The organism is Microcoleus sp. A6-C6, from assembly GCF_036705955.1.
Classification (GTDB): domain Bacteria; phylum Cyanobacteriota; class Cyanobacteriia; order Cyanobacteriales; family Microcoleaceae; genus Microcoleus.
Genome location: NZ_JAUBVR010000036.1, coordinates 21,596 through 37,163 on the forward strand (window position 1 = coordinate 21,596; position 15,568 = coordinate 37,163).

At 44.5% G+C, this 15,568-nt stretch carries 15 protein-coding genes and 1 tRNA gene; 10 read left to right on the forward strand and 6 right to left on the reverse strand.

Annotated features, from left to right (window positions below):
- Positions 1–3: 3 nt before the first annotated feature.
- The 4 genes from QUB52_RS15940 to QUB52_RS15955 all read right to left on the reverse strand — a co-directional run bounded on the left by QUB52_RS15940 (position 4) and on the right by QUB52_RS15955 (position 5,754).
- Entirely contained in the window at positions 4–1,065 is a 1,062-nt protein-coding gene (locus QUB52_RS15940; protein ID WP_265233128.1) for a pentapeptide repeat-containing protein, read from the reverse strand.
- A gap of 1,470 nt (positions 1,066–2,535) precedes the next feature.
- A complete protein-coding gene (locus tag QUB52_RS15945; protein WP_265233129.1) occupies positions 2,536–3,744 on the reverse strand; it encodes a general stress protein in 1,209 nt (402 codons plus the stop codon).
- A 360-nt stretch (positions 3,745–4,104) separates the two neighbouring features.
- Complete coding sequence (locus tag QUB52_RS15950; protein WP_265233131.1) at positions 4,105–4,581, reverse strand: BON domain-containing protein; 477 nt, start codon at positions 4,579–4,581, stop codon at positions 4,105–4,107.
- 627 nt (positions 4,582–5,208) lie between these two features.
- Positions 5,209–5,754, reverse strand: coding sequence for a hypothetical protein (locus QUB52_RS15955; protein ID WP_265233132.1), 546 nt, complete (start codon positions 5,752–5,754; stop codon positions 5,209–5,211).
- Positions 5,755–5,823: 69 nt separating this feature from the next.
- Between QUB52_RS15955 and QUB52_RS15960 the strand changes: the two genes are divergently transcribed.
- The gene (locus QUB52_RS15960) at positions 5,824–7,224 is read left to right on the forward strand and encodes an S-layer homology domain-containing protein (RefSeq protein ID WP_332973938.1); all 1,401 of its coding nucleotides are present in this window, start codon (positions 5,824–5,826) and stop codon (positions 7,222–7,224) included.
- Positions 7,225–7,713: 489 nt separating this feature from the next.
- Entirely contained in the window at positions 7,714–8,748 is a 1,035-nt protein-coding gene (locus tag QUB52_RS15965) for a histidine kinase (protein WP_265233134.1), read from the forward strand.
- A gap of 174 nt (positions 8,749–8,922) precedes the next feature.
- On the opposite strand, the gene QUB52_RS15970 is transcribed toward QUB52_RS15965, so the two are convergent.
- A complete protein-coding gene (locus QUB52_RS15970; protein WP_265233135.1) occupies positions 8,923–9,669 on the reverse strand; it encodes an FkbM family methyltransferase in 747 nt (248 codons plus the stop codon).
- Positions 9,670–9,991: 322 nt separating this feature from the next.
- On the opposite strand from QUB52_RS15970, the gene QUB52_RS15975 reads away from it, so the two are divergent.
- The 7 genes from QUB52_RS15975 (at position 9,992) to QUB52_RS16005 (ending at position 12,893) form a co-directional block, all read left to right on the forward strand.
- A complete protein-coding gene (locus tag QUB52_RS15975) occupies positions 9,992–11,038 on the forward strand; it encodes a M42 family metallopeptidase (protein WP_265233136.1) in 1,047 nt (348 codons plus the stop codon).
- Between the two features lie 91 nt (positions 11,039–11,129).
- Positions 11,130–11,202: transfer RNA gene (locus QUB52_RS15980), tRNA-Glu, on the forward strand.
- Positions 11,203–11,340: 138 nt separating this feature from the next.
- Positions 11,341–11,484, forward strand: a complete 144-nt coding sequence (locus QUB52_RS15985) for a hypothetical protein (protein ID WP_332973937.1) — start codon at positions 11,341–11,343, stop codon at positions 11,482–11,484.
- Between the two features lie 199 nt (positions 11,485–11,683).
- Positions 11,684–11,902 (forward strand): type II toxin-antitoxin system HicB family antitoxin, encoded by a 219-nt coding sequence (locus tag QUB52_RS15990; RefSeq protein ID WP_332973936.1) that lies wholly within the window; start codon positions 11,684–11,686, stop codon positions 11,900–11,902.
- A 125-nt stretch (positions 11,903–12,027) separates the two neighbouring features.
- Positions 12,028–12,243, forward strand: a complete 216-nt coding sequence (locus tag QUB52_RS15995) for a hypothetical protein (protein WP_332973934.1) — start codon at positions 12,028–12,030, stop codon at positions 12,241–12,243.
- Positions 12,244–12,399: 156 nt separating this feature from the next.
- Positions 12,400–12,612 (forward strand): hypothetical protein, encoded by a 213-nt coding sequence (locus QUB52_RS16000; protein WP_332966308.1) that lies wholly within the window; start codon positions 12,400–12,402, stop codon positions 12,610–12,612.
- Entirely contained in the window at positions 12,609–12,893 is a 285-nt protein-coding gene (locus tag QUB52_RS16005) for a type II toxin-antitoxin system RelE/ParE family toxin (protein WP_194062326.1), read from the forward strand. The genes QUB52_RS16000 and QUB52_RS16005 overlap by 4 nt, the downstream gene beginning before the upstream one ends.
- A 332-nt stretch (positions 12,894–13,225) precedes the next feature.
- Here the strand turns inward: QUB52_RS16005 and QUB52_RS16010 are convergent, their stop codons facing one another.
- Positions 13,226–14,488: a UvrD-helicase domain-containing protein gene (locus tag QUB52_RS16010; protein WP_332973932.1), complete on the reverse strand. Its 1,263-nt coding sequence runs from the start codon at positions 14,486–14,488 to the stop codon at positions 13,226–13,228.
- Positions 14,489–14,715: 227 nt separating this feature from the next.
- Here QUB52_RS16010 and QUB52_RS16015 point away from each other — a divergent pair, with 227 nt between their 5' ends.
- Positions 14,716–15,525 carry a pentapeptide repeat-containing protein gene (locus QUB52_RS16015; RefSeq protein WP_332973931.1) on the forward strand — a complete coding sequence of 270 codons (810 nt, stop codon included), beginning with the start codon at positions 14,716–14,718 and terminating at the stop codon, positions 15,523–15,525.
- Positions 15,526–15,568: the final 43 nt, after the last annotated feature.

Consider the following 15,568-nt stretch of genomic DNA (forward strand, 5'->3'; position numbering starts at 1 on the left):
GTATTAATCCCGGCTATGAGTAGCTCCATTCGGCAAAATAGCCCCGCTCAAAGCCGCTTCATTCAAATTAGCAACATTCAAGCTCGCTCCAATCAGATTCGCCTCCGACAGATTAGTTCCTGTCAAATTTGCCCCTGTCAGAGAACTCAGCAACAAACCCGCACCCGACAAATTGGCGTGACTCAGGTTCGCCCCACGCAAATCTGCTTCCAGCAAGCTAGCACCAGACAAATTTGCACCGCTCAAATCTGCTCCCCGCAAAGAAGCTTTATTTAAATTCGCAGCCCTCAAATCAGCATGGTGCAGAATCAAACCATTCAAATTGGCTTTACTTAAATTAGCTCCTTGCAAGTCAGCACCGCTCAAATTAGAGCCATTTAAATTAGCTCCTTTTAAGTCAGCACCGCTCAAGTCAGCATTGCTCAAATTAGCAGCGCAAATACAAGCCTCCCGCAGACTTGCTTCGCTCAAAATCGCCCCAACCAAATTAACACCGCTGAGATTTCCGCGATTGAGATAAGCCCGAATTAGAATTGCTCCGCTCAGGTTAGCCCCGTTCAAATCTACCTCGCTAAGAATCGCTCTAGTTAGATTTGCTCTGCTTAAATCAACTCCGCTCATAATGGCTCGGCTCAGCGTCGCGCCACTCAAATTGGCCTCAGTTAGTTTCGAGCCGCTGAGCAAACAAGCTCCTACTAAACTCGCTCCAGTCATCACAGCTTTGCTCAAGTCAGCGCGAGACAATATTGCTCCGCTGAGATTGGCTCCGCTAAAATCTGCTCCGATCGCCACCGTTCCAGTTAAACTAGAACTGCCCAGGTTAGCTTCAATTAATTTCGCCTTAGATAAATTAGCCCCGCTCAAGTCGGCACTGTTTAAATTAGCTCCAATTAGTTTGCTTCTAATTAAGTTAGCACCTTTTAAGTTAGCGCTGCTCAAATTTGTGCGACTGAGATTAGCTTCAATCAAATGAGCTGCAATGAGGTTAGCTCCTCGAAAATCTCGTTCCCCGTTTCTATGTCTAGTTAAAAGTTCATCAGCACTTAAAAGCTCAGTGAAATTCATAAAAAAATTGAGTGAGTTTCCTTAATTTCTCGATGTTCTATGTTGTCTGAAAATTTGTATGTTCGTGTTTGCTAGTCAGGCTTTCAACCAATACTGCCACATTAACAATTATCAAAAGTGGTTGATTACTAGCGCTACCTTATTAACCTAGTTATAACTTACGCAAATTAACCAGGCTTTTCGGAGAAGATTTTGGGTTTGACCAGCGCAGTCATGAAGAAACAGAGTTTCTCGCCCGCGCGTGTAAGTTGTGTAAGTTTTATTTTGCTAGTAGTTAGTTATGGCTGATGTTAGTTGTTAATTGTTAGTTGTATTTATACTAACTGCTAATCACTAACTATTCACTACTCACTATTTACCAAAATACAGAGAATTTGTCGATCGCACTTCTGGTCAAGGTCGATCGCCGATTTGACCTATTGCTGGCGGCATCCGGGCCACATTCTGACCCGAAAAATTGCTGATACAGGCGATCGCATTTATTAGTGTCAGAAAGAAATAAGAACTCGAAGCTTCAACACCGAATGTCTTCTACTTTCTGCCTGTGCGATCGCCCATAAAAGCAGAGCCCGGTCAGCTCAGCTAGTGTCACCTCCCCCCACTGTGCTTGATGCCAGTGAAATCCAACAGGAAGGCTGTTTCCCTCTGAGTTCTGAACGGCTCACGGGCGAAGAAAGCAACACGCTATCACTCGTCTGCGATTTCCCAAAAAAGTGATCCGCGAGCCATTCCCGTGCTCCCGCGCTGCTGTGTTTGCTGTTAATGTTGATTCGATCCATGAGCGCTTGCGGTTCTAATTAACAGAAGACCCGACACCTGACGCACTCTCGGAGATCATAGCTGTTCCTGGGCTTCTCAAATGCTTCGCTGAGGCCTTCCCAGAAAAAATGTATTTCTGTAGCAGGTCTTACCGAGGGCAATTCTGCTACAGCCAACCAATGACTAGCCTAAGTCTTCCCCGAAGGCGACGACAATATTATTCTACTAATAGTTGCCGACCACCGCAGGCCATACTCGGTGCGCGGGACTGGCTACTTCACCTATACTGGTAAGTTGCATAAGTTGCTGAAATTAGCGGCCCCATAATTAAAGATAGTCGTTCTTTGACTAACTGGGCAATCTTTGCTGCAATTTAGGCCATCTAATTTGATAATACTGCGGAGTTTGCAATCGAGCAGTAGTGAGTGTTACAGACTCCAAAAGCGCTGCGGATTTAGGGTATCAAAATTAAGGGCGCCGATCGAGCTTCCAGCAAAAAGCCCAGCTCGCCAATCAAAATTAAACTTTTAACAAATCGCTTTTTTTAAACTTTCCAGGACAAAACAAAAGCCGGCTTTCACAGAAAAAGCCGACTTTTGAGATAATTTTACCGACATGGCGCTCAAGGCCTACGGCTTCGACAATCCAAGTGCGCCAGTGCGTCCATCCCTACGGGAAGTAGAAACAATAGCCAAACCAAACCTCAACTATCTAAACCCGACGGTGGCCCGTAACGCCCTGATTGGGGTCGTAAATATCAGCCGTAGTATCAACGCCCGGAGTGCCGGGAGCGCCGTAATCTGCGCGAGCGGTATCCACGCTGGGGTAGTCGTAGGTGTTCCAATGCTGAACGCCTCCGCGGCTCATAATTGCTTCAGCCTTAGCGACTTCTGCTTCGCTACCATCAAGCAGCACCAAGTAATCTCCTCTCGCGACTCGATCGTTATAAGCTCTGGCTTCCTCTTCGGGAATTCCCAAACCGACTAAAGCTCCGATCAAGCTGCCGGCAGCCGCACCCAAAGCAGTACCCGCGAGTGTAGTGGCGATCGTCGTAGCCGCAGCTCCAGCCAGCATAATCGGCCCGATACCCGGAATTGCCAGCGCGCCCAGGCCTACCAACAAGCCAGTCAAACCGCCCAGCGTGCCGCCTGTGAGCGCGCCCTTGGTCGCCCCTTCATCGGCTTTGTTGTCCGCGCTTTCCTGCACGTCAATCCCCGCGATATCCGCTTTAGAGTCGGCATCCTTCGCGATGACCGAAACCCGATCCATGTCGAAACCCGCAGTTCTCAGTTCTGCCAGCGCGTGTTCCGTCTCGCGGCGGGTAGAAAACACGCCCACAGCGCGCTTGTGGCGATCCATAGATCTGCGGCCAGTGTCTGCCGGCACATCATAAATGCCCCAATCCTGAATGCCCCGCACGCTCATAATTCCTTCGGCGGTAGCAAGTTCGGCATCCGTTCCTTCGACGAATACCAAATATTCTCCGCGCGAGATGCGATCGCTATAAATTTTAGCTTTGGCTTCGGGAACACCCAAACCGACCAAACCGCCCACCAAACCGCCCGCTGCTGCCCCAATCGCGCCTCCGACAACAGTGTCAGCCAGCAGAGTGGCGATCGCGCCCCCCGCCATCACCGGGCCAACTCCCGGAATCGCCAGCGCCCCAATGCTGCCCAGCAAGCCAATCAAACCGCCCGTCACTACTCCCGCCGTCGCGCCAGCTTTCGCGCCACCGCCCACTTTCTCGTCGGTACTCTTAGCAGTTGTAGCGCCCGCAATTTCGCTGCCATTGAGACTTTCCCCAACTACCGAAACTTTATTCATCGGAAAGCCAGCACTTTGCAGTTCCATCAAGGCTAGTTCCGTATCGCGGTAATTAGAAAACGATCCTACAGCTCGCTTGTATTGACCTAAAGACATTTTTTTTCTCCTTCAAAATAAACTACTTTTACACAGCTACAGAATTTATGCTCTGCTTGCTGCCATCAATCACATTTACTCATTTTTTCCCAACATTTTTCATCGGTCGCTGGGAATAAATTCAGTCTCTATCTTCAGGCTAATTTTCCACTCATTATCAGAAATTAGTCGGAAATTGGTAATGGGAATTTCAGGTATTAGTCGAGTTTTGAGTTGGGAGTTTTGATTGCATGAATCTTAAACTCTTCAACTTAAACCCCCGCTACCCGGAAGAGTCACGTAGGCGTTGCGATCAGCTTTATAGCCAATTTTAACAAGCCTAACTTTCCTTCTTCCTTCTTCCTTCTTCCTTCAAATTTATCACTTGCTAGGCGATGCGGGTGCTGCGGGAGCGACAACAGCCGTAACATTCACCGTTTTTACACCCTTAATCTCTTTAGCTAGGGGTTCAATTTTAGCTAAATCAGTTTGACTGGGAACTGTGCCACCTACGGTAACAGCCCCGTCTTTGGCGTCAACAGTTAGCTGACCTTTAGTGATGTTCACTTCCAACTTAGAACGAACTTCACTTTTGAGGTCACCATCGGCTCTCATTGCATCGCCGCCCGTCACGTTGTTGCGCTGTTCTCTGGCCCTAATATCAGAATTTGCTTGGTTTTGGCGAATCTGGCTAGTGGCGTCGCCCTGAGTTTTTTGAATATTCTCGGCTGGGGGCGGGCTCTTGACATTTTCTGTGGTAGAATTAGGAGCATCAGCGCTAGTTTTAGCGTCGCCAGTGCAAGCAGCAGCTCCAAATAATAGGAGACCGCTGATGAGAATAGGTGTTAATTTGTTCATGATATATTAGTACCCTCCGGGTAAGCTTTCGATGAGCCAGACTTCGTGGAAGTAAATTAAGCCACACAAAAATTTATGTGGTGCTTTCTACGATCTAAAAAGCGTTATATCAAATATATAAAATTGAGGAAGCTGCTACATCGCTCCACAGGTGTAACTTTTACCTCTATCGTTAGATAGAGTACAAAAAACAAATAAGGCCTTATGCGATTTGCGATTGGGCATGATCTACTGAATATGGGTTTGAATCTGACCTACAGTTGTATTCTTTTTGGAAAGTGGTATTAGATTAAATTTAACTTAATTATTCTGGGACGGACTATTCATCATAAATCAGGTTGATTCCGATATTTTTAGTTGCCAAAGCTAATATTTTCAGAGACACCAAGTTCAAAAATGTATAGCCTTTCTCAGAAAGATCAGGTACGCTTCCAGAATAGGGCAAACCGGGCATGGGGCATAGGGCATGAGGCTCTCCTCACTTTTTTGAGAACCGCTATAAGTTGTATTAATAGATCAGCTCGCCACTCAAAACTATTTTTTCCTAATGACTAATGACTAATGACTAATGACTGATGACTAATGACTGATGACTGATGACTGACATCCCTTGCCGAACTTCCTGCTTCAATACAAACGAAAAGAGTCGAGAAATTTTTGAGCATTTTCTGGTTCTGGGGTAGTAGTAAGCAGCCCGTAAATGCGGGTTTCCACCAAAAAAACTTGACCTACACCTACAGGTTGTTTGGGGGAAAGTGGCTGAAACTCAAACTCTTTTCCCGGATAGCCACCCAGCGAAATATCCCGTACTTGCAGCAATTTAGCATTCGCAGCCACGACAAAAAAATCCACGGCATTATTTAAAGTAATTTTGATATTATTGTTGCTGATCCGAAAATCTAGGTCAAAGTATTGAAGTAAATAAGTTTCTTGGTTTTTTAAGATCGATCTGTATGTATGAGTGGTAATTTGAGTTGAAAAAGTTTCAGTATTAATTTTGGGAGTTCCCGGCATATCGATCGCAAATTGACCCATCGCCGAGCAAAACGGGTGCCACTCCGGCTGAGGAAGTGCCGTCCGCAGCGGGGCAACTTCAGCTTTTGCCGGACTGGTAAACTTGAGGGCCGAGACGAGTAATGTAGCAGTAACTAGGATGATATACAGAAATTTCATTTCGGTAAAAATTATATTTGTCCGATCGATCTGCGCTAGCCTAGAAATATATCCGCAAACGAGGGATTTATGCTGAATACTATATTTACTCAACGGCAACGCAACTCGATGGGGCAAGCTAAAACCAGTAAAACCAATAAAACTAATATACTCGCTGCTGTAAATACTTGGCTAGCTATGTGTCTGCTGGCTGCTGTCACAGCTTGCGCAAACAGCCCCAACAGTAAAGCCCTCGAAGAATCCATAGCCGCCGATCCCAAATTACAACAAAATCCAGCGGTTTTATCTTCCCCGTCACCAGCGACAGCAGTTGAAACCAGCACAACCGCCAGACTCCCGGACGATTTCCCGACAGAAATTCCACTCTATCCTAATGCTCAGTTGGTCGAAGTTGGTGCGGCAACCGATGCTTCGCCAAAAAATGTGCGGCTGCGTTGGGAAAGCACAGATCCGGTTAATTCGGTTCAAAACTTTTATCAGACAGAGTTTGGACGGCGCAATTGGCAAATAGTCAGCCGCCCAATCACCGAAGGACAAGGTTCTTTGGTAGCAACCAGAGATAAATTGCGGGTAACAGTGTTGCTTTCTCCGACTCAAAAAGTAGGGGGTTCTACAGAATTTGCGATCGACTATAGCAAAGACAGCCCAGAAATTGCAGCCAGTCCCCAACCTGACAATTCCGAGTCTACCGCATCTCCAACCGCTTCACCAACTCCATCGAATTCAGAGGGAACTACTCCCACGCCATCTCCTTCGCCCAAATCAGCAAAAGTTAGCCAGCTAGACACCAAAATTCCTCAACAGTTGCAGCAGTATGTGGCAGATTTGGCTCAGTTGGAAGTGCTGAAAGTGCGATTAAAAAGCGGTGCTAATTTAGAAACTGACAACACTTTACCCGAACCCAACAAAATTGTCACCCGCCGCGAATACGCCCGCTGGTTAGTAGCAGCAAACAATCAGATTTATACCAGCCGTCAAGCCAAACAAATTAGATTAGCAGTAGAATCTAGCGAACCGGCATTTTCCGACATACCCAAAACAGACCCAGATTTTTCAGCAATTCAAGGTTTAGCAGAAGCCGGTTTAATTCCGAGTTCGCTTTCTGGAGAAACGAAAGATCTGAAATTTCGTCCCGATGCACCTTTAACCCGCGAAACAATGATTCTCTGGAAAGTACCATTAGATACTCGTCAAGTTTTACCCACAGCAAACATTGAGGGAGTGAAAGAAAAATGGGGTTTTCAAGATGCTTCTAAGATTGATTCCCAGTCGTCGCGGGCAGTTTTAGCTGATTTTAACAATGGAGACTTGGCGAATATTCGTCGCGTTTTTGGTTTTACAACTCTGTTTCAGCCCAAGAAATCCGTGACTCGCGCCGAAGCTGCTGCTAGTTTGTGGTATTTTGGCATTCAAGATCAGGGATTGTCGGCTGAAGATGCTCTCCAAGCCAAATCTCAACCAGCCCAGTAAAGTTGTTTGGGGCGGTAAACAGCATCGGAACTATTTATTTGTAGGGTGCGTGAGAACTAGAAATCATTAAATCCACACGCATGAGACTATTTACACTCACGCACCTGATCAAGAATTGAATAATACCGATGCTACCGGAAACGATATTACCCAGAAACCTAGTTCGACGCACGAAAACTCGCCGTAACAGCCGAGGGATAGTAGTAGAAAAGTCCCGTTTCTTAAATTTCTCTGCGCGAGTCAGCGTCAAAAATCCTTTCAAACACCATACACCAGCCTCTGTGTCCGCCAAGGCGCTCCTAAGCGATAGATTTTTTCTATTACCTAGTCTTAATTTCTGTATTATTCCGCACAATCGCTGCATTTTCCTGACCAATTTTGTACATATTTTAACCAACACTTTTCAAAACTCTCAGTATGATTCCGGATGGGGTAACGGACTTAAGGATAAATGAAAAAGAGTGTTTGAGTCTGGGAGAGCGTTTTTCAATGTACGATATTAGCCTATTTACCCCGCAAGACATCGCGAAATGCAGTTTAGTCCTGCGCCAGTTCGGTAGAAATTCTGCTAGTATGGAAGCCAGCAGCGAGAAAATTGTCAAGTATATTTACCAACATTTTTGCGATTCACAAACAGGAGAAAATAGCTGTGTTTTGGTGCGTTTGTTCAAGACTCATCCCTACGGGGAATTAGAAGACTCATTGCAACAATCCGCCCGCCGCTTAATGAACGGCAAATCCCCAGCAGCCGACATGAAATGCTGGACTTTGTTAGCAGCAGCAGGCGCCGACCCGCACTGGAATTCTCGGCACACAGCAGCAGAAAATATAGCTATTCCATTAGTTAGTACCGAATTAGTAGATAAAATGCCTGCGATTTCAGAAACAATCAAACAGTTCGGTTTAGACATTCCTACAGTGATCGGAATTGAGCCAGAAAGATTCCGGCAATTAGAACCCGCAGTATTAAATATTTTTCACGTATCCGAGGCAAAAGGCAGCCCTTTTATTCCCGAACAAGATTCCTTAATTATTCCCTACGGAGTCAAGTCTGTCTTGGCATTTGGGGGACTGCTAGAGTCGGGAAGTTTGTTTATTGTAGTCATTTTTATCAAAGTAAAAATTCCTGCAAGCACAGCCCAACTGTTTAAACATTTGGCACTTAGTGTCAAAACAGCCCTGTCTCTTTTCGACGAAAAAGATATTTTCACTTGTTCAAAAACATCGGAAAACATTGTACAATCTCACAATGTTTATGAAAATCAATTACTTGAACATCAGGTTGCTAACCTGATTCAATTGCTAGATTTTTCTGAACAGGAAATGCTCAAGCAAGCAGCTCGTTTTCAACAAATAATTGATAAGTTGCAGCGCGAAATTGCCGATCGCAAAAACAAGGAACAAGCTTTGCCACAAAGTCAAGAACCATCCACAGGTATCCTCAATATTCCCGAAGATACTATTGCGCACGTCGAGAAAAATCAAGGAATTCACCATTTCAATCAAGGTGAAGAACAGATTTAACCCAACTCCTGTTAAAATTGGTTCGTAGTGAGGACATCAGTCATTCTAAAACTTGGAGGACTGAATTCCTCACTACAAACCTTCTTCCTTATTCTTTCTTCTTGCTTCTTCCTTCTTCCTTCTTCCTTATTCTTCCTTCTTGCTTCTTCCTTCTTCCTTCTTCCTTCTGCTATATTATTGAGGGTTGTGGGTTCGGGATGCTAAGATTAAGCCGTACCATTTATCTATTGGTATTTGTTTTCTGACCTCAAATCCTAAATTTTCAATAATTTGTCGGGTTTCGGCGTGAGTGTGACCAGACCACAAGTGATATTCTAAAGACAGGTTTTGCACGAGTTGCCAAGAATCTCGGTCTTCCAATAACAGCCATTCTGCACCTTCGCAGTCTACTTTGGCTAAATCGACGCTGCCGCCCATTCGCTCGATCGCCCTTTTCAACGATACCATCGGTATGTCGCCGTTTTCGCTGACAGTCGATCGCGTTTTTCCCGATACTTCCCGAATATCCAGCACTACTTTACCATCTCGGTCTCCTAAAGCTTCCATAAAATACGTAAAATTTGCGATTTCAGATTGATGTTTGAGGTAAATTTCTAAGTTGGGATTAGCTTCGTAGGCGTGAATCACCGCCTGGGGAAACCTATTCCTCGCCGCAATCGGAAATAACCCGACATTCGCTCCAACATCAATAATTGTCCTCAGCGATTGAGATAATTGTTCGACTCCGTAGCAGTCGTCTAAAAGCACTTCTATAAATTCTCCGTCCATACCTTTCTCTGAAGGCACGTTGACTTGATGACGCTTTCCTTGGACAAGCAAATTATCGGGTAATTGAAAGCTAGCAACTCTGTTAAATTCTATGCCTAACTTTTTTGCTCTAATTTTGCGCTGCATCAGTTGCTGAAGTTTATGGAAAAACATAGAAAGAAATTAATATTTTTTCAAGTTTATGATAACAATATTTCGGACTATATTTGACCTAGGGACGAAAAACCTGGTTTCTACGAATTTTAGGTTTGGTGACGAGAAGAATCGCAAGAAACCCGGTTTATGAGGTCAGCGCGCAAAGGTATCAGAAACCCAGTTTCTTTGGTGGCGAAGGTGTGTCAATGTTTAAACATCCCTCTGCGGCCTCTGTTGTTAATAAAAAAAAATCGGGTTCACTTCAGAAAATAGGATTGCTAGACAGAATAAATCTGCTTTAAAATATGTCAAAATACGCTCGAAAAGACGAGAATCAAAAATGTTAGAGTTCGATCGCCTATTCCAAACAATCGAAGAGTTAGTCATGCTGCACTCACCCAGCGGTGCGGAGTCGGAAATTAACCAGCGGTTGATGGAAAAATTCGCCGCCCTGGGAGTGAATGCTTGGATCGATCGCGCGGATAATGCGATCGCCCTAATTAAAGGCCGCAATCCCGAAAAGTCGATCGCCATTACCGCCCACAAAGACGAAATTGGCGCCCTAGTTAAAACCATAGGCGATCGTGGCCGCGTTGAAGTTCGCAGGTTGGGCGGCGCCTTTCCTTGGGTTTATGGCGAAGGTGTTGTCGATTTGTTGGGAGACAAGCAAACAATTAGCGGCATTCTCAGCTTCGGGAGTCGCCACGTTTCTCACGAATCTCCTCAAAAAGCTCAGCAGGAAGATGCTGCTGTCAAGTGGGAAAATGCCTGGATTGAAACCAAGTGTACCGCCGAGGAATTGGCCGAGGCCGGAATTCGATCGGGCACGCGGATGGTGGTGGGAAAGCACCGCAAGCGCCCGCTGCGGTTGAAAGATTGGATCGCAAGCTACACCCTGGACAACAAGGCTTCAGTGGCGATTTTGCTGGCTCTGGCGGAATGTTTGACAGAGCCTGCGGTGAATGTTTATTTGGTGGCTTCGGCGAAGGAGGAGGTTGGGGCGATCGGAGCTTTGTATTTCACGCAGCGCCAGCCTTTGGAGGCGCTGATTGCTTTGGAAATTTGCCCTCTGGCTGCGGAATACCCGATCGACGACGGCGAAAACCCGGTTTTGCTGGTTCAGGACGGCTACGGAGTCTACGATGAAGGATTGAACGCCCAATTGCGCGCCGCAGCCACAGCAGCCAGCAAACAGGTGCAGTTGGCTGTGATTAGCGGTTTTGGGAGCGATGCTTCGATCGCCATGAAGTTCGGCCATGTAGCCCGCGCCGCTTGTTTGGCTTTCCCGACGCAGAACACCCACGGCTTTGAGATTGCTCACTTGGGGGCGATCGGCAACTGCGCCGCCATCCTCAAAGCCTACTGTGAGCAGCTTTCGGATGACTAGAAAAAAAACTTTCGCAAAGTAGTTGACAAATTCAGAAAGATTAGTTAAGGTAATAAAGGTGCGGAACACAAGCAAACGCAACGCAAAACGCGCCCCCATCGTCTAGAGGCCTAGGACACATCCCTTTCACGGATGCGACGGGGATTCGAATTCCCCTGGGGGTATTGAAAAATACAATTTTGATATCAAAATGATATCTAGCAACTGGTAAAGGCAACAAGCCCAACCCACACGCTAGGTATCATTTTTGTTTTGGCGATCGGCTTCAAGCTCCTCCCATGTTGGATAATTAATGAATTCTGTTGAAACTTTTTCTTAAACTTCGGATATTTACCCGTACCTTTGAAAAAGCGATCGCACTTTCTAATTCTTTTTATGCTTGGAGACTTGTGACTTGCGTTCGGGCGATCGCCTTTGGGATGATTTGGGCGATCGCCTGCGCTTGATTCTGTTGTAGTTAATGCAATACATTAGAATAGTCAATATCAACCTTGACTACAAAAGAGAGCGATCGTGCCTGCAAAAGACCGTTATCATCAAGTTGTCAAACAAGCCCTAATTAATGCTGGATGTGGCACTCTACCTAGAAAAGCAGTTAGCACAGTTATTAACTGAACTAAATGAGCTAAGGGAGGATGATGATTTATGAGTCAATACAGCATGATTGTTCAATGGTCTGATGAAGATCAGCTTTTCTTGGTGACGATTCCAGAGTTTGCCGATCGCGTTGTCATGCCTTGCACTCACGGAAAAACTCGCGAGGAAGCTATTCATAGTGGCGAAGAAGTGATTGAAATGTATTTGGAAGCTTGGGAAGCTGAAGGTGAATCTATCCCGGAACCTCGCACGCTTCAAATTGCTTGATTGATATGGCAAAAGTCTATTTTTGTGGTGAAAAAGGGCGATCGCCTAACGTGCGGTTTCTGTGTTGCGGGATTGACTGCAAACCCGCTAGTCTTATTGAAGAGAGATGAATGGGAGTAAAAATAATGACAATTGAACAAGCTGTATTAGAAAATTTACGCCAATTGCAGCCTGAGCAACAGCAAGAAGTTCTAAACTTCGTGCAGTTTTTCAAGCAAAAGTCTACTCCGAAACAACCTCAGCGTAGTTTGTACGGGTTGTGGAGCGATCTGGATATTGAAATTACAGCGCTGGATATTGCCGAAGTCCGTGAAGAAATGTGGGGGAATTTTCCTTTATGAGTTTCCTCTATGAGCGCAGTTGTGATAGATACCCATGCTATTGTTTGGTATTTCTTGAAGTCGGGGAATTTAATCGCACCTCCCATCGCCTTCAGCAAATTCCATTAAACTTGAGTAAAATAAGACAGCCATCATCCCCAAAAAACCTAACTCACCATGCAAACCTCAACATTTGACAGTATTTTAGACGAGATCGAAACCTTGTCTATAGACGAACAAACTGCTTTAATTGTCATCATGCACCGGAGAATTAGCGATCGCCGCCGCACCGAAATTGCGGCTAACATTGCACAAGGAAAACAAGACTATCAATCGGGAAAGGTGTTTCGAGGTACAGTTAATGAAGCGATCGCGGAGCTAAACCGTTGAAACTTATCACCTTTGCTCAATCATTTAAACGTGCTTACAAAGCCCTCATCCGCAAACACCCGGAACTACAGCCCAAAGTTGAAGCTATTTTAAGACTTTTGGCAGAAAACTCTTTCGAGCCATCACTGCAAACACACAAACTCAAAGGTCAGTTAGCGGGATCTTGGGCTTGTTCTGTGGAGTATGACTGTCGGATTGTATTTAATTTTGTTGAGAATCCAGAGTCAGGAGATGAGGAAATTCTCTTGCTTGATATTGGCAGCCATGATGAGGTGTATTGAAAATACTGGCTGATGCGATCACCTCTTTTTATCTGCTTTTTTAATAGGGAGGAAAGGGCGATCGAGTTTTGGGTTTGTTGGGAATTGACGAAAGGGCGATCGAACTTCAACAGTCTTTTTGCAAGCAATGAGACAAGGTGGGGAAGAAGTGAGGAGAGAAGTGCGATCGCTTATCAGTATTATGAACAACCCCTCCCGTCTCTAACAACCGCTTCCATAGTATTCTTCAAATCAGTCGATATAGGTAAGTTGCGTATTTCATTAAACAGGTTTTCGTGGGCATCCTTTTGTCGCCCTTTGCAGTAAGTACCGACACCGCTCTATACCTTACACTAAGCAGCCTTATCACTTACTATTGAATCACTCTCCAAAACATCTGGTGCTGTCAAAATGTTTTGAAGTTGCTGCACAAGTTTAGTTTCATTTTGGTATAACATAACTACGTGATCTCTTGCTCTTGTTATTGCTATATAAAGTCCTGCTTTTTCTGAAAAATCTTTATCTGGATCTGGCAAGTCTTCCACTTTGTCAACGCCAGCAATAATAACTGCATCAAACTCAACTCCTTTCAGCGCGTTCCAAGAATCTACAATTACAAAAGGTCGGTTTACAACGTTATGATCTCGTTCTTGAGAACGCATTGGAGCGTGATTGGGAACATCCAATTGCCACAGAAATTTACTAATTTCTAATTTAAAGTCTTTTGACTCTTGTGGATGCAATAAAACTCCAATTGAAGACTCTGGATGACTGCTCAATGCCAGTTTAACCTGTTTAGCTATATTGTCGGGAGACATATCGCTTTTTACAAGCATTGGGTTAATAGATGAACTGCGAGAAGACTTTTTGAGTGGTTCGACAATATGACGGATTTTACCATAAGTTTCTGACCGTTTAGCTATCTTCATATCAGCACTAGCTAAATAAGGAATGATAAACTGCCAAGCCAATTCTATGATTTGTGGCGCGTTTCTGTAGTTTAAATCTAATATTTGCGAACGACCTCCTGGGACGTTAAATCCAATATCTTTCCAAGTCCAACCTGGCTTTCTTAGATGTTGCTCACCGTAAACTGACTGAGTGTTGTCATAGACAAAAAAGATAGAGTTTGTATCGGGGTCTACAGCAGATAACATCGCCATAAACCATTCATCATAAAAATCTTGAGCTTCATCAATTAGAATTGCTTGATAACGCTTTTTGGGGTTGGCATTATAATATGTTTTAACTAAATCAATAATTTGCTCCCGCTTTTCGGGAATTTCATCCCATTTGTAAGTGTATCCAATGCGATAAGCCCAACTATGAAAAGTTCGACACTCTACTTTTGAACTCAAGCCTTTTTGTGCTATTATTGAATCAATCCAACCCTTCATAAAGCGATTGTAACACAATACTAAAATATCATTATAACCCTCATCGATTAGTCTTTCAATACGATTCCGCAACAATAATGACTTACCAGAACCTGCAACGCCTCTAACTAAAGCATGACCTTTAAGCGAGAAGTTTCTAGCTTTAGTCTGTTGTTCGTCTAAATGTTGGCTATTTAAACGCTGGTTAAAAGATTGCTCGAAGTTAATCCACTGTTCCACGATAATTCTCCTTATATTCTTTTTGTTGAGTGTTTTTTATTGAAATCAGCTTACCAACTCTGGATGAGTTTGACAGTGACAAAAAGTGATAAAAAGTGATAAAAAGTAGCAACGTCTTAAAAATTGTGCTAAAATCTACCCAGAGTAAGGTGAAAGCACGGGCAAAATGCTACAAACCCTACCAACACAAGCTCAAATCTGATACTACTTTTAAGAGGATTTAACCCATGACTGTCGATGAAGCTCTCGCCATTGTCGAAACAGTCCTAGATGAAGACGAACAGTTAAACGACGTGCAAGAGCTAATCTTCAGACAATGTTGGGAAGGCAGACACTCTTATGATGAAATTGCTAGTAGTTCCAAATATGATGATGAATATATCAAGTCTGCTGGCTCTAAACTCTGGAAACTACTATCAGAAGCGTTTGACGAAAAAGTAAAAAAAAATAATCTTAAAGCAGTCCTAAGACGATATTTTAGACGACAGCGAATAACCTTGAATCGAACTCAAGTCATTGGAGTAAACCTCAGCGGTGCTAACTTAAGCGGAGCCAGAGTATTATTCGTAAACCTAAGTAAATCTGATTCGTCAGCAGATTTGCAGGGTGCAGTTATATCTGATAATCAGACAAAATCAGAAGAAATTATCAAGGCTGAAAACGGGCATAATCAGGGGATTTTGTCTAAATCAGAAGAACGCATTTATCACTGGAATGATTTGTGTTTTCGCTGCGAAGAACAAGTGAAAATTGCCGAAGCACTCGATCGCACTTCCGTCCTTTTCTTCCCCAACTCCAAAGCCCGACTCACAACACCCGCAGGCCGACAAAACCAAGAACCCGACTTCCTGATCTTCCACCAAGGCAAATGGGGTATTCTGGAAATATCCCATCCCGATACAGAAAAAGATCAAACGCGCGATCGCCAGTTTGCATCCCACGGCATCCGCATCATCCACTATTGCGACGCTAACAGATGTACACAAGAAGCCGATCGCATTGTACAAGAGTTTTTAGACATCTTGAGTCAGGGATAGGGCGAGTGGTTTTTTCATAAGGGCGATCGGGCTCCACAAAAAA